The organism is Laceyella tengchongensis (assembly GCF_900182735.1).
Taxonomy (GTDB): Bacteria; Bacillota; Bacilli; order Thermoactinomycetales; family Thermoactinomycetaceae; genus Laceyella; species Laceyella tengchongensis.
Genome location: NZ_FXTU01000008.1, coordinates 1 through 14,813, shown reverse-complemented (window position 1 = coordinate 14,813; position 14,813 = coordinate 1). Strand labels below are relative to the sequence as shown.

General features: G+C 51.3%; 12 protein-coding genes and 1 pseudogene. 2 read left to right on the top strand and 11 right to left on the bottom strand.

The features are described 5' to 3' along the window. Window positions 1-121 precede the first annotated feature (121 nt). From QQZ12_RS14205 to QQZ12_RS14160, 10 genes are all read right to left on the bottom strand, one after another. A complete protein-coding gene (locus QQZ12_RS14205) occupies window positions 122-1,264 on the bottom strand; it encodes a PDZ domain-containing protein (RefSeq protein WP_189318916.1) in 1,143 nt (380 codons plus the stop codon). 77 nt (window positions 1,265-1,341) lie between these two features. Next, window positions 1,342-2,805 carry a S41 family peptidase gene (locus QQZ12_RS14200; RefSeq protein ID WP_284724565.1) on the bottom strand — a complete coding sequence of 488 codons (1,464 nt, stop codon included), beginning with the start codon at window positions 2,803-2,805 and terminating at the stop codon, window positions 1,342-1,344. A 101-nt stretch (window positions 2,806-2,906) separates the two neighbouring features. Next, window positions 2,907-3,992: a murein hydrolase activator EnvC family protein gene (locus tag QQZ12_RS14195; protein WP_102993543.1), complete on the bottom strand. Its 1,086-nt coding sequence runs from the start codon at window positions 3,990-3,992 to the stop codon at window positions 2,907-2,909. 221 nt (window positions 3,993-4,213) lie between these two features. Continuing rightward, on the bottom strand, window positions 4,214-5,296 hold the full coding sequence (locus tag QQZ12_RS14190) for a peptidoglycan DD-metalloendopeptidase family protein (RefSeq protein ID WP_102993544.1): 1,083 nt from the start codon (window positions 5,294-5,296) through the stop codon (window positions 4,214-4,216). 151 nt (window positions 5,297-5,447) lie between these two features. After that, window positions 5,448-6,506 (bottom strand): murein hydrolase activator EnvC family protein, encoded by a 1,059-nt coding sequence (locus QQZ12_RS14185; protein ID WP_102993545.1) that lies wholly within the window; start codon window positions 6,504-6,506, stop codon window positions 5,448-5,450. 32 nt (window positions 6,507-6,538) lie between these two features. After that, window positions 6,539-7,690, bottom strand: coding sequence for a murein hydrolase activator EnvC family protein (locus QQZ12_RS14180; RefSeq protein ID WP_102993546.1), 1,152 nt, complete (start codon window positions 7,688-7,690; stop codon window positions 6,539-6,541). Window positions 7,691-7,726: 36 nt separating this feature from the next. Further along, entirely contained in the window at window positions 7,727-8,626 is a 900-nt protein-coding gene (gene ftsX, locus QQZ12_RS14175; protein WP_189318917.1) for a permease-like cell division protein FtsX, read from the bottom strand. Then, the gene (gene ftsE, locus QQZ12_RS14170; RefSeq protein WP_022737502.1) at window positions 8,616-9,302 is read right to left on the bottom strand and encodes a cell division ATP-binding protein FtsE; all 687 of its coding nucleotides are present in this window, start codon (window positions 9,300-9,302) and stop codon (window positions 8,616-8,618) included. The genes ftsX and ftsE overlap by 11 nt, the downstream gene beginning before the upstream one ends. A 243-nt stretch (window positions 9,303-9,545) precedes the next feature. Then, window positions 9,546-10,976, bottom strand: coding sequence for an argininosuccinate lyase (gene argH / locus QQZ12_RS14165; protein ID WP_102993548.1), 1,431 nt, complete (start codon window positions 10,974-10,976; stop codon window positions 9,546-9,548). Then, the gene (locus tag QQZ12_RS14160; RefSeq protein ID WP_102993549.1) at window positions 10,912-12,177 is read right to left on the bottom strand and encodes an argininosuccinate synthase; all 1,266 of its coding nucleotides are present in this window, start codon (window positions 12,175-12,177) and stop codon (window positions 10,912-10,914) included. Before QQZ12_RS14160 ends, argH begins: the two co-directional genes overlap by 65 nt. A 536-nt stretch (window positions 12,178-12,713) precedes the next feature. On the opposite strand from QQZ12_RS14160, the gene corA reads away from it, so the two are divergent. Both corA and QQZ12_RS14150 read left to right on the top strand, forming a co-directional pair. Next, the gene (gene corA, locus QQZ12_RS14155; protein WP_102993550.1) at window positions 12,714-13,673 is read left to right on the top strand and encodes a magnesium/cobalt transporter CorA; all 960 of its coding nucleotides are present in this window, start codon (window positions 12,714-12,716) and stop codon (window positions 13,671-13,673) included. A 7-nt stretch (window positions 13,674-13,680) separates the two neighbouring features. Then, on the top strand, window positions 13,681-14,559 hold the full coding sequence (locus tag QQZ12_RS14150) for a polysaccharide deacetylase family protein (RefSeq protein ID WP_102993551.1): 879 nt from the start codon (window positions 13,681-13,683) through the stop codon (window positions 14,557-14,559). Window positions 14,560-14,713: 154 nt separating this feature from the next. Here the strand turns inward: QQZ12_RS14150 and QQZ12_RS17005 are convergent. Beyond that, a pseudogene (locus QQZ12_RS17005) lies at window positions 14,714-14,813 on the bottom strand (transposase); the annotation flags it as partial.

The window sequence follows — 14,813 nt, the reverse complement described above, 5'->3', positions numbered from 1 at the left end:
AGAGGTTCTTATGCGGATTGGCAATGTGGCCCGAAACCGATGGTTTCCTTTCGTTCTGCTGACGCCGGAAGCAGTTCCGCCGCCTCGGCAATCTTGCCACTTTAGCATTTGTGATATTTGGTCATTGCGACGCTGTCGCCCCTGGCCGTGTCGCTGTCGTTTGCGGTATGCTCAGCCCAGCGCTGGATGAACCGATGATCCCCAGATGACGCGGGTCATCCTCATACAGGGCTTTTTGCATAATATGCCGGTCGTCTTGCTCGTCCAACACTTCCAGCTTGCAAAAAGCAGCTTTCTCTGTCACTTGCAAAAGCGCGGCCATGGTGGGGACGCTTTTGCCGTTGACACGGTGTACCACGTCCCCCGGCTTAATACCCATCTGTTGGGCCGGGCTTCCCGGCATCACGGCGATAACCTTGATCCCGTTGCCGTCTGAAACATAATAAGGTCTAAGCCGCTTTAGACGGAGGCGGTTCCATATGGCGATACCTTCATGCCCTGCGATGGAGAAGACCGCTGCCGCCCACACCCCCATCGGCCACACTTCCGCCAGAGTGATCAGCCCTGCCAAAATCAAAGCATAGCCCAACGTCATTGTTGAGGCCAATCGCTTTTCCCGCTCCAACGGCTTGTCATAATTAAGGCAACCAAAGCCGAGCAACAGGGGAACAGGCGTCAACCCCAGCACCAACGGAAACGGCCAAATCTTGTGAAATTGAAGCGCGGGCTTCCCTTTCACCAAGACGGGTCGGGTCCCTTGGCTGCCATCCAGCCGAATCAACAGCCATTCGACCAGATGCGCCAGGCATGCGATCCAAAGCCAATCCAACACACGCACTTCCAGCAAACTGCGCACGTAAGGCTGCCATGCCGCAGGCAATTCCGCGACTGGTGCGATGGTCACCCCGCATTGTAACAAAGCAACCAAGCCCGCCGAATATGCGATACACGCCCATCTTGCGCGCATGATGGCCAATAGCGCGGTACAACCCCAAATCCAGGCGAGATCGGCAGGACGGATCACCCATTGGCCCCACAGCGAGCAGAGAGAAAACCCCGCGCCCAACACTAGCCCCATCACCCATGCCCTTAGCGCTAGGGGAAAAGGCGGCGTCAAGCGGGTCGCAAACCGTTTGCGCTCATACCGCGCTAGTCCCGCCGTATGCATCACCAAAAAGATCAGCGCCAGCCAACTCCCCGGATGGATCACCAACTGCCCCCACGCACTTGTCCATTGCCAAACCGAAGACCAGACTGCATCCACAAGCATTCCTCCAAAATAAAAAGTAACCCCAAACTGGTAATATCTGGGGTTACTTCTACAATGACACTGCAAATCCTTTATTTCGCTTTTTTCTTTAACAATTCGACAGCCACTTGCAACTGGACATCGTTTTTTGGATCGCTCACAAAGTCGATGAAAGCGGCTTGCACCGCCTCAGCGGTTGTCTGGTCGAGCTTGCCTGTCTGCGGAAGCCCTTTGGTTTTCTGGAACGCTTTCAGCGACTGTTCGGTTCGTTCATCAAAATACCCATCTTGGCGGCCGGGGTTGTAACCGAGCGCATCCAAGATGGTTTGCATGCTTTTGATTTCCGTAGAGTTCTGATCACGGCCAAGCGGCATCTCCACATGGAATGGCGTAACATGCATGTAAGCGGGCAATGGAACCTTCACATCAGGCTTGATCCCTTTGGTACCGCCTTGTTGATGCACCCAATTTCCCTTCGGTGTCAACCATTTGGCAATGGTCAGCTTAATGTTGCTGCCATCATGGAAATCTCTCGTCGTCTGGACGGTTCCTTTGCCGAACGTGGTTTCGCCCACCAACGGATACCCGCCCGATTCTTGCAATGCGGCAGCAAGGATTTCGGAGGCGCTCGCACTGCCTTTGTCAACCAGAACCGTGATGGGATACGGCTTCGCTTCATCCAATTTGGACGTGTACTTCTCGCGTTTGCCGTTTTTATCTTCCGTCATCATCACTGTTTTTTTGTCTGGAACCAACTGATCGCACATTTCCAACACAACGGGCAACAAACCACCGGGATTGCCACGCACATCGATGACAAGCCCCTTCATGCCTTCCCCTTCCAGCTTCTTCAAGCCGTTGGCGAAATCCTTGGCTGTGTTCTCGGAAAACTGGGAGACGGTAATGCGTCCGATTTTGTCTGGCAACATCGTCGCCTCAACTGTTTGCAGGGAGATCTCATCCCTAATAATGGTGATGTGAAGCACTTCCTTCACGCCTGGCCGGACAATTTCCAGCTTGGCCTTGCTTCCTTTGGGGCCGCGAATTTTGCTCACGGCCGTATTCACATCCATGCCCTCTAGGCTGATTCCGTTCACTTTCAGCACCTGGTCGTTCGGCCGGATGCCCGCTTTTTCAGCAGGAGATCCTTTAATTGGGGAAATGATGGTCAAACGGCCGTTTTTCATGGACACTTCGGCGCCGATGCCGGTAAACGAAGACTGTAAGTCTTCTTTGAATTGACTGGATTGTTGGGGGGTCATATATGATGAGTAGGGGTCACCCAATGAACTGACCATCCCCTGAATCGCTCCATCGATCAGCTTCTGATCGTTGATCTCGTGGACATAATTCCCTTTGATCGCACTGTACGCCTGACGCAACTTATCCACATGCTCTTCAAACGACGCATCATGCGAAAAATTGCCGGAGAGTAGCGTTCCTGCTTCCCACTGGTCGATCAGGCCACCCTCGCCCACAATCAGGGCTGTGCCGAGACTGCTGAATATCACCGCGACAATTGCGATAATCGCTACGGTTCTTCCTTTAAATACCACGGATACACCACCTTTTGGCCACTCGCCCGAAGGAGAAACTTGTACACTCTCCAATCTATGATACACATTAACAAATTAGTCGTCCAATCGTGCTTTGCCCACTACCGTATAAAATTCAATGGGTTATAAGTCGGGGGGCGCTCACCATAGCCGATGCGAACCTCAAAGTGCAAGTGCGGCCCGCTGCCAAGCCCATAGTCCCCAATCGAAGAAATTTGATCCCCCCGATGCACTTCTTGGCCCGGCTCCACTTTCACTTGGCTCGGTCTACTGTGTGCATATTGTGTGAAGAAAGGTTTGCCATTGTACTGGCCGTGATAGATGGTTATTAGCCAACCATAACCGGAAGACGGACGGCTGGACACCACCACTCCATCCGCTGGCGCATAGATGGGCTTGCCGAACCCGCCGCCAAAATCTACCCCGGCGTGGAAGCGGTAATAGTGGAGCACTGGATGCAGGCGCATGCCGTAATTGGATGTCTTGGGCCCTGGAGTCGGTTTGGAGAGCGGCCCGGTATATGGGAAGCGCAACTTCCCGTTCTTCCAATCGTCCAAGTTGATCTCCAGGATTGCGTCCTGATTGGCATCTTCCCAATCATGAATCGCCTTTAAATCCCCGTTGATCTTCTTGGTCGCTTCGGTCAACTGCTTTAATTTGCTTTTCATCTGATTTTGCTTGTCCTCAATTTGATTCACAAGCGCCAAGTACTCTTTGTTTGCTTCTTTCGCCACTTCATAGGCCTCTTTGTATTTCATCACTTTCGCAAAATCGGACTTTACCAAGATCCGCACCATACCAAACCGATGCAAGAAGTCATTGAACGAGTCTGAGGACAACAGAATCGACATGTACTGGTTCTCTCCTCGTTCATACATGCGGCGGATCAATTTGTGGTACTCCCTTTTCTTCACTTCAAGATCTTGTTTGGCCTTTAGGTACGCCTTCTGTTGTGGCGCAAACTTTTTGGACAGCCGACTAATCTCATCATTCAGGTCATTGATCTCTTTCTGCAGGCGTCGCATCTCATCTGTCATCTTGCTCTGATCTTGTAACAAGCGCCCCTTTTTCTCCCGTTGTTTCTGCACTTCCTCACGGGTCACTTCTGCATTTGCCGATTGCGGGGCTATGCACGCCGTTGCCAATAACGCGATCGAAAGCAAGGCGGCTATTCGCTTGGCATTCATGCGCTGTCCTCCCTTGGTGTCAACCCATCTTATCTAGGCGTGTCTGATGAATAGGCCAGCGGCTCCAAAAACCTTTTCTCATTCGCATCACTTATGCATCGGCGCTCCTCGAGAAATGGTTTTTCGCCGCTTCTTCCCTACATAACTTGATCTGCCAGACACACCCTAAACGAAATGACCAACTCGCTAACCATCATCGTCATCCTTAAAAACAGCTGGCATCAGTATTTGATGTAATTGTCGGGATTATAGGCCGGCGGGCGTTCACCTTGACCGATGCGCACTTCGAAGTGCAAGTGGGGACCCGTGGAACGGCCGTTGTTTCCAACAGAAGTGATCTGTTCCCCACGATGCACTTCTTGTCCTAATTGTACTTTGACTTGTCCCGGAAAACTATGTGCATATTGTGTGAAGAAAGGTTTGCCATTGTACTGTCCGTGGTATATGGTAATCAGCCAACCATAACCAGAAGAAGGTCGGCTTGCCACAACTACCCCGTCGGCCGCCGCTCGCACCGGTGTGCCCAACGGTCCGGCAAAGTCGATCCCTTCATGCTTTTTGTACTTCCCTAGCACCGGGTGGAACCTTCCGCCAAAACCAGAAGTCTTTCTCGTGTTAGTCGGTCTGGAGAGCGGCCCGGTGTATGGGAAGCGCAACTTCCCGCTCTTCCAATCGTCCAAGTTGATCTGCAAAATCTCATCTTCGTTCGCTTCTTCCCAATCCTGGATCGCTTCCAAATTGCTGTCGATTTTTTTCATCAACTCCAAGAGTTTAGCGTTTTTGGCATTGATCTCATCTTGTTTCTTCTGGATCTCGCCGACCAGCTTATCATATACGCCTGTTTCCTTCTTCACTATTTTTAGGCGTTCCTGGTATCTCTCCACTGTTGCAAAATCCGCTTTGGCCATGATGCGCACGATCTCAAACCGGTGCAGAAAATCGTTAAAGGAACGGGCAGACAACAACATCGCCATGTATTGGTTTTCGCCTTGTTGATACAGCCGGGTGATCAGCTTCTTATATTCATCCCACGCTTTGTCCCGCTGATCCTGTGCCTCTTTCAACCGTTTTTGTTGCGGAGCGAATTTAACATCCAGTTTTTTCTTTTCCTCCGTCATTTTGGCGATTTCTTGTTTATATTTATTGATTTCTTCGGTATATTTGCTTTTGCTTTCCAACAACTCTCCCTTTTTCTCGCGTTGCTGTTGCACTTGCTCTCGCGTAATCTCCGCTCCCGCTTGTAGCGGCATGGCGGTCGCAATGAGAGAAGTCGTGAGTGCCACTGCAACCAGCTTTTTCCTCATTTGTTTGTAGCCCCCTCAATTTATGCTCTATTCATCATTTCCCCGTCAAGGTTTGGACAAATTTGCCCTGTAAATGGCAAGTCGATCTAACCATTCCTCGTGGGAATCATTAGATCGACCGCCAACCCTTTATCTTATCACTCTTCACCCGTCAATAATACTTCATCGGATTGACAGGTGTGCCGTTTTTGTGCGTTTCAAAATGCAAATGCGGTCCAGTGGAACGGCCATTGTTCCCAACTGAAGCGATCCGTTGCCCTTTCCGCACCCGTTCACCCACACTGACGGTCACGGTGCTGGGATACATATGGGCATATAAGGTTTTCAATCCGTTGCCGTGATCGATTACCACATAATATCCATAACCGCCGGGATCGGATTTGGTCAGCACGACTTCGCCGTTGTCCGCCGCCAAAATCGGAGAGCCAATGCTGTTGCCGATATCGATCCCCTCATGCATGCGCCCACTCCGATAACCGAAGGGCGAAGTAACGGTGCCACCCGGTTGCGGCCAAGCCAACTTGCCCGTGCCGTAGCTGGTGCCGGATGACTTGGCCGCGCGAACAGCGCGGTTTTTGCGTTCTATCGCTTCTTTGGTCACTGTTTCGTCGTGTTTCAGCTGTTTCAGCTTAGATGCGTGCTGATTGTACACGGCGGTGTAATTGGCCAATTCCGCCTGGGCCTTTTTGAGATAAGGCTCTTTCTCTTTTTTCTTTTGCTCAATGGTTTTGATTTGCTTCTCTATGTCGCTCTGCGCTTTTTTATAACCATCCAACACGTTTTTTTCCCGTTTCAACACGATGCGCACCAGCTCGAACCGGGCCAAGAAATCGTTAAAGCTATCTGCGTTCAGCATGAATGCAAGGTAATGGGATTGGCCCTGCTGGTACATCCGCGCAACAACCGTGTTGAACTTTTCCTGCTTTTGCTTCAATTCCCGCTGGCTCTTCTGAAGATCCGCTTTGTGTTTCGCTATCTGGTCGTCAATCGAGCCGATTTCCTTTTCGATTTGGTCCACTTTCTCTTTGGCCGCACTTAATTCCGATTGGGCGGCATCCACTTTTTTCTCCGCTTGCTGCTTTTCTTGTTGAATCTGTTTCAGCTTATTCGTGTCTGACGTGGTGCCTTCCGCCCAGACCCCGGAAGGCCAAACCGATTGGAGAATCAAGGCGGCCGCCGCCAGGAGACCGATACCCAAAGATCGTATCATGTCCGATGCTCCCTTCCTTTGTCGCTCTCCCTTTAGCGGAAGTACTTCATTGGATCGACAGGGTTGCTATGCTCATGCACTTCAAAATGCAAGTGCGGGCCGGTCGACCAGCCATTGCTGCCCACAGCCGCAATTTCTTGCCCTTGCTTCACCTGATCGCCCACTCGCACTTTGACAGTGCTTGCGTACATGTGCGCATACAGCGTGGACAGTCCGTTGCCGTGGTAAATCACCACAATGTATCCATAACCGTTGGAAGGGCGGGCCGCAATCACCTCGCCAGGTGCCGCAGCCATGATCGGGGTACCCATCGCGGCCCCGATGTCAATGCCCTCATGCATGCGGGTTGTATGACGAATAGGATGATAACGCGGGCCAAAAGGAGAAGTGAGGACTCCCCCGCGAACTGGCCACAACAGGCCATCTTTGGCGTGCGTGTTGGCCGACACGTATTGTCGCTGTTCACGCTTTTTGGCCTGGCGTTCGGCATCAGCCACCAAACGGTTCAACTCGCGTTTGGCTGCTTGGTTTTTCTCTTCCAACTCTTGCAAGCTGGAATCGATCGATGCAATCAATTCCTTATGCTCATCCATTCGGGCTAGCAATTCATCATACGACCGTTTGACTTCTTGATTCTGCACTTCCAGCCGTTTATGCTCTCGATTCAATGCGGCTTGGACTTGGGCCTGTCTGCGCCGCTCTTGATTGTACTTGTCCAGCAATTGGCGATCTGAGCGGTTGATCATCGTGATCATATTGATCCGCTCCAGAAAATCGCCGAATGATGCGGACTTCAACAATATCTGCAGATAAAACATGTTCCCCTGCAAATAGACGGTACGTAGGCGATTTTGGTAGGATTGCCGCTTCTGATTCATCAATTGTTCAATCTCGTCTAGCTGTCGCTGGCTTTCTTTGATCCGTTCTTCGGTCTCATACACTTGCTGCTCCAGCCGGTTAAGTTCTTTCTCTTTCGCGTCGATTTCAGCCAAAATCGCCTGTTCGTCTTGCTTGGCCAACTGCTTCTTTTTCTCTAATTTCTGGATCTCCTTGTCATTTTTCTTGATGTCTTGTCTACGCTGTTCAATGCTTGAGGAAGTGGGATTCGCCAAACCGATTCCCTGGGGCATTAAAGAAAAAACGAGTGTCACAAGCAAGGTTCCGACTAGGATTTTCCGTTTCACGTTTCTCCTCCTTACGCCCGGTCGTCCCACTATCGGTCAGACCCGCAAGAAACGACGAACAGAGATCAAGCTTCCCGTGGTTCCAATCGCCGCGCCCAGCGCAAAGATGCTCAATGCCACATATGTCCCCAGCGACAACAGCGGCATCATTTTCAAGACGGAAGAGGCTTCCCCTGCGCCCAAGGTGGTATAAGCTACTTGGTACAAGGTCAACACGATCACGGTAGGTACAATCGCGCCAACGATCCCGATAAACGCCCCTTCGATAAAGAACGGCCAACGGATGAACCAGTTGCTGGCGCCCACCAAACGCTGAATCTCGATTTCACGCTTCCGGGCGATGATCGTCAGCTTAATTGTGTTTGAAATCAAGAATGCGGCCAACACCGCCAAACCCAAACCGAATACCAACACAATGTTACGGGTGAAACTGGACAGGCTGACCAGCTTGTCCGTCACTTGGTCACCGGAAGTGGTTTCTGCTACCCCCCGGAGCCCTTTCACCTTCTCTTCAATCTGTTTAATGTTGTCAGGATTTTGCGGTTCAATTTCAATGACGTCCGGCAATGGGTTGTCCTTGTCGAAGCCTTCAAATAGCTTCTCGGCATCATCGTCACCCCAGTCAGCCTTGAACCGTCTCAATCCCTCTTCTTTGGGCACAAGCTTCGCCGTTTTCACACCACTGATCCCTTGAACCTGCTTCAACAGCTCTTCTTGCCCCTGATTGGTGATCGATTCTTCCAGAGAAGCGCGAACCACCAATTGTTTGTTCAACTCTGTCACCATGTAACGCACGTTAAAAGCAAAAATCAAGAAGATACCAAAGATGAACAACGTCACCGCCACGGCGCTGATCGCGGCAAAGCTCATCCAGGTGTTCCGTTTCACGCCCCTGTAAGCTTCCCGCATGTGGCGAAATAAAGTCTCAATCTTCATAACCGTATTCACCTCCCAACTCATCACGCACGATAACCCCTTGCTCGATAGCGATGACGCGTTGTCTCATCGTGTTCACGATCTCTTTGTTATGCGTCGCCATCACAATGGTTGTGCCGCGTTGGTTAATCTCTTCAAGCAGGTACATGATATCCCAGGAGTTCTCCGGGTCCAAGTTACCCGTAGGCTCGTCCGCGATGATGAAGCTGGGGTTGTTGACAATCGCCCGGGCAATCGCCACCCGTTGTTGCTCACCGCCGGACAATTGCGACGGCAAAGCGTGCATCCGGTCGGACAGTCCTACTAGCTCCAGCACTTCCTCCACGCGCGGTTTGATCTTACGGCGTGGCATTTCAATCGCTTCCATCGCAAACGCGACATTCTCGAATGCCGTCATGTGCGGCAACAACTTAAAGTCTTGGAAGACGACGCCGATTTTGCGGCGGACATGGGGAATCTTCCAGTCGCGAACCCTTTTGACATTGACGCCGTTGATCAATACGACGCCATGTGTCGGCTTCTCTTCCCTGTACATTAGTTTGATGAAGCTACTCTTCCCCGCGCCACTCGGCCCCACAATATAGACAAACTCGCCGTAGTCGATGCGCACATCGATGCCGCGGAGAGCTTCTACGCCATTGGGATAAACCTTCCACACATCATGCATTTCAATCACGAAACTCACCCCAGGAACACATATTTTTCTCTTATTATTAGTCTCTCAATCTATTAAACTCCTGCATTGCTTAATAGTATCAAAAAATGAGAATACATTCATCGGGCATCCAAAAAAACTAGAAATCGCCTTATTTCCCCAGCTAAACTCTTACTTATTATAACATCATCTTTTCAGCAAGCCAGGTTAATATTTTTCAAAATCAAATTTTATTCAAAAAGCCAAAAAACCCCAGAACCTGTGTCATGGGGTTTTTGACGCTGTAAATTTCCAAACACCGCTAATCCATTGGTTAATTTTGTCATACTTTTCCTTCTTTTGGCTTAGGGTGGACAACACTTGCTCTTTCGCCGTGCCCCCAGCGCTCCGACGGGCTTCCACCACTTGCTCGCACCCCAGTCGCGCATACACATCCTCTCCGATCAGCGGCGAGAATGCTTGGCACTCGGACAAGGTGCAGTCAGCAAGCCCTTTCCCTTCGCGAATGCAATGCAAGACCATCCGGCCGACCACTTCATGCGCCTGCCGAAAGGGCAATCCCCGCTCCACCAGGTAATCGGCCAGATCCGTAGCATTGGCGAACCCTTGCTCAGCGCTTTGCCGCATCCGCTGGGCGTTGACTTTCATCGTTTCCAATATCGGTGCCATCAGTTTGAGACAACCGGTCAGGGTGGTGATCGTGTCGAACACGCCTTCCTTGTCTTCCTGCAAATCTTTGTTGTAAGTGAGCGGCAAAGCTTTAAGCGTGGTCAACAGACCTATCAGGTGGCCAAACACCCGGCCGGACTTCCCGCGGATCAGCTCTGGAATATCGGGATTCTTCTTCTGCGGCATCATGCTACTGCCGGTGCAAAACGCGTCATCCAATTCCACAAAATTAAATTCGTCGCTACTCCACAAGATCAATTCTTCAGCAAGCCGCGACAAATGTACCATGATAATCGACGCAATCGAGAGAAATTCAAGCAAATAGTCGCGGTCACTCACCGCATCCATGCTGTTATCGTAGATACCATCAAAGCCCAGCCGCTCAGCAACCCATTCACGGTCGATGGGGAACGTGGTGCCCGCGATGGCCCCTGCCCCTAATGGACAGAGATTGACACGCTTGTAGCTGTCTATCAGTCGCTCCATATCCCGTTCAAACATGGAGGCGTAAGCGAGGAGATGGTGGCTGAGCCGCACCGGTTGCGCCCGTTGCAAGTGTGTGTAGCCCGGCAGGATGACGTCGATTTGTTGCGATGCCTGCTTGAGTAGCACACCGTGGAGCTCATGGATTAAGCGGACCAATTCCACTGTCTGCATGCGAATGTACAGATGCATATCCAACGCAACCTGGTCATTGCGGCTCCGTCCCGTGTGCAGCTTCCCGCCCACCGGCCCAATCTCGTCCGTCAGCATTTTTTCGATGTTCATGTGAATGTCTTCATGCTCGATGGTGAATACACAACGGCCTTCCCGCACTTTTGCCAAGATCTGCTCCAACCCCTGCTCGATCTGAGCCACTTCATCGGAGGACAAAATTCCGCATTTCCCCAACATCGCCACATGAGCCAAGCTTCCTTGAATGTCGACTTCCGCCAACACTTGATCGAAAGCGATGGAGGCGTTAAATTCCTCCACCCACCGATGCGTCGACTTGGTGAATCTTCCGCTCCACAATTTGCTGCCCATGAGTGCCCTCCCCTCTATGCACGCTTGCATAAATATTCGTTGGCAAGCCCCACAGCTTGATGAAGCCCACGGCAGCTGTATGGTCAAACAGATCATCCTTGGAGTAAGTCGCCAGCTTCTCATCATACAGCGAGCTGGGGCTGGTGCGTCCCAGAACGGTCACCTGACCCTTAAACAGCGCAAGGCGCACTTTTCCGCTGACATGCTGTTGCGTCTCTTCGATGAACGCATCAAGCGCCTGCTTGAGCGGTGAAAACCACAGCCCGTCATATATCAGTTCAGACCATTTTTGCTCCACGATCGGCTTGAAGCGGGTGATATCCCGGGTGTGGGTGAGGAATTCCAACTCCTTGTGGGCGGTCAGCAAGGTGATCGTAGCTGGGCATTCATACACTTCACGGGACTTGATTCCCACCAAGCGGTTTTCCACATGGTCAATCCGTCCCACCCCATGCGCGCCGGCCAACTGGTTTAACCGGGCAATCATCTCATAGAAAGGCATCGCCACGCCGTCCAGCTCAGTCGGCACCCCTTTTTCGAAGGTGAGTTCGATCACAGCAGGTTCATCTGGCGTATCGGCGAGCGCCTTCGTCCACTCAAATGCCGCTTCTGGAGGCGCGTTCCACGGATCTTCCAACACTCCGCATTCACAGCTACGTCCCCATAGGTTCTGGTCAACGCTAAATGGATTGTCTAAGTTGGCCGACACGGGAATGTTGTGGCGCTCGGCGTACGCGATTTCCTCGTCGCGGGACATGCCCCACTCCCGCACGGGCGCGATCACCTGCAAATTGGGATTCAACGCGGCCACGGCTACATCGAAGCGGACTTGGTCGTTCCCTTTGCCGGTACAACCATGCGCAACAGCGACGGCGCCACGCGCTTCTGCCACTTCCACCAGCTTCTCCGCGATCAAGGGACGGGACAGCGCCGTTGCCAGCGGGTATTTTCCCTCGTACATCGCGTTGGCTTTTAAGGCCGGCTTCAAGAAACGCTCGGCAAACTCTTCCCGCACATCCAACACGATGGACTCGACGGCTCCGACCTTGAGCGCCTTTTCCTGGACAAACGCCAAATCCTTGCCCTCCCCAACATCGAGCGCCACCGTGATCACATCATATCCGTACGTTTCCCCAAGCCATTTGATAGCCACCGATGTATCTAAACCGCCTGAATAGGCCAATACCACTTTAGGTTTCATTCGCGCCCTCTCCTTTTATAAAAATTCATCATCATGAATTATTATACATATCATGCGTAAAAAGTCCACCCATGCCTCCCGATGGTAAACATTGGCCGAAATAAAAAAACGGCTCCATACAAGGCGGAGCCGCCAAAACAAAAAAATTCATGATGGAAAAAAACTTGTATAAGTAAACGCTTGTTTATGCAGAGGCGTAGTTGCAAACGATATTGACACGCCCTAGCCCACATCGCTGCCGGAAGCGCCTCCTGCATCCGGGATCACGACGTCCCCCATGCACTGGATGATTCAACTACGGCAAGAGGATGACGGTCACGATAGCAACAATTTTTATGTCAATCTGACGAAACTTCCCTGCCATCCTTTCCGTTATGCGTCGCTGAATATTATCATTAGCTATACGTTCTATTTCTTTGGTAAATCATATAACTCGTATCCAGCCTCATTTCATTGCAGGAAACCGATAAACAACGGTTATCATTTAAATCTTGCATCTCGTTAGAAACCACCCACACCCGACAGGGGGGACTCGCATGATCCGCACATTGGCATACACCCAAGATGGCCGCATAATTGAAAACCTGCCGATCGAGGAAGTGCAGGCCCTTGATCCCGCTTGGTATTGGATTGACTTCCACGCCCCAACCATGCAGGAAGCTACTTACTTGGAAAAGTTGGGCTTTGATTCGTTGGCGATCAAAGATTGCCTCCATTATCTGCAACGCCCCAAGTTCGATTACTACGACACCTATACCTTTTATGTGTTGCAAGTCTTGAACAACAAAACGTGGAAGCCGGAAGAGATTGACCTGTTTGCCAGTCCCCGCTACATCGTTACCTTCCACTACCAAGCGCATGAGGAAATCGACGAAGTCTGGGAACGGGTCAAAACCGACGCCATGGTCCAATCCAAAGGGACTCCCTTCATCATGGTGAAAATCATCGACAAAATCGTCGATTACTATTTTCCCATCGTCCAAGGGTTAGAAGACCAGCTCACCATATTGGAAGAGAAAACGCGTAGGCCGCATGCGAGGCTACACACCTTGATGAAGGAAGTGTTCAAAATTCGCGGCGAACTGTTGGCATTGCGCCACACCATCTGGCCCATGCGCGACCTTTTGTACCGCATCCTCAATTCAGAGCGCCTGCATCTTTCAATCGAAGAGCGTCGCCAATACAAATCCATCCACGACCATCTGGAACGGCTTGGCCAGATGGTGGAATCAAGCCGAGATATGACAGCCGACATCCGCGACAATTATCTTTCGCTCAATTCCTACCGGATGAATTCAGTGATGATGACCCTCACCGTCATCACGGTGATCTTCATGCCGCTGACGTTTATCGCTGGCATCTACGGCATGAACTTCGAGCATATGCCAGAATTGAAATGGCGTTACGGTTATTTCTTCGTGCTAGGCCTGATGGGTTTCATCGGCGTCGCCATGTATATGTGGTTCCGCAAGAAAGGCTGGTTTGAAAAGGAGTAGTCAGCCCATGCAATCGTCAATCAAATCACTGACCGCAATCATTTCCTTATGTCTGGCAACAACCGCGTGCTCCGGGACCCAGGTCACTACCGATCATCCCCAAGCACGCCCCACTACCCAATCGCCTGCCGCGCCAACCGCAAAGCCATCGACCAACACAGCCGCATTGCCTTCAGTAGAGGAGATCAAACAACGGGTGCAAACCAAATTTGAAGGCCAAAAGCCCCGCAAATGGGGAGAGCACCTTCCCGGCGTCATCGATCGTCTACCGACCCAGGAAAAACTGATCGCCCTGACTTTCGACGCCTGTGGCGGACAGCACGGTAGTGGCTATGACGCACCGCTGATCCAATACTTGGAGCGCGAGCAGATTCCGGCCACGCTCTTTATCAACAGCCGCTGGATTGAACGCAATGAACAGATTTTCTTGCACTTGGCACGGCAGCCGCTGTTTGAAATCGAAAACCACGGCACGGTTCACCGCCCCCTTTCCGTCAATGGGCGCGCCGTCTACGGCATCCGCGGCACGGCAAACGTGAATGAAGCGTTGGAAGAAGTGCTGGGCAATGACCGCAAAATCATGGAGTTGACCGGAAAGAAGCCAAAGTTTTTCCGTTCGGGTACCGCCTATTATGATGATGTGGCGGTCAAAATCATCCATGAAACGGGGGAACGCCCCGTCAACTTCGATGTAATCGGCGACGCGGGTGCCACCTTCTCTGCCCGCCAAGTAAAACAAGCTTTACTTACAGCTAAGCCCGGCTCCATCGTCATCCTCCATTTCAATCAGCCGCAAGGGGACACCGCCGAAGGGTTGAAACAGGCGATCCCTCTGCTGCGGAAACAAGGATACCGCTTTGTGAAGCTGGAAGATGTGTTGAAATGAAAAAGGCATGGATCTTTTGATCCATGCCTGAGAATGTTGACAAACCCTGCGAATCAACTTTGTTGATCGCAGGGTTTTTGTATATAAAAGGGATATAAACAATTAATGGATGAATATCAACCCATATAAACTTAAAACCACCTCCCTTACCTGCTCTCGAAAGCAGCATAGCCAACTTTTTTATGTTTTGAGCCACAGCAGTTAGGAGGCATTGCTCTTGAATTTTTGCAAGCCCCCTGTAGCGTGCGTATCGA

What these genes read in the sequence shown, in the direction of transcription:
- argH (WP_102993548.1), bottom strand. Translation starts at nt 10,976, where the DNA reads ATGGGCAGCAAATTGTGGAGCGGAAGATTCACCAAGTCGACGCATCGG.
- QQZ12_RS14160 (WP_102993549.1), bottom strand. Translation starts at nt 12,177, where the DNA reads ATGAAACCTAAAGTGGTATTGGCCTATTCAGGCGGTTTAGATACATCG.
- QQZ12_RS14150 (WP_102993551.1), top strand. Translation starts at nt 13,681, where the DNA reads ATGCAATCGTCAATCAAATCACTGACCGCAATCATTTCCTTATGTCTG.
- corA (WP_102993550.1), top strand. Translation starts at nt 12,714, where the DNA reads ATGATCCGCACATTGGCATACACCCAAGATGGCCGCATAATTGAAAAC.
- QQZ12_RS14190 (WP_102993544.1), bottom strand. Translation starts at nt 5,296, where the DNA reads ATGAGGAAAAAGCTGGTTGCAGTGGCACTCACGACTTCTCTCATTGCG.
- ftsX (WP_189318917.1), bottom strand. Translation starts at nt 8,626, where the DNA reads ATGAAGATTGAGACTTTATTTCGCCACATGCGGGAAGCTTACAGGGGC.
- QQZ12_RS14185 (WP_102993545.1), bottom strand. Translation starts at nt 6,506, where the DNA reads ATGATACGATCTTTGGGTATCGGTCTCCTGGCGGCGGCCGCCTTGATT.
- QQZ12_RS14195 (WP_102993543.1), bottom strand. Translation starts at nt 3,992, where the DNA reads ATGAATGCCAAGCGAATAGCCGCCTTGCTTTCGATCGCGTTATTGGCA.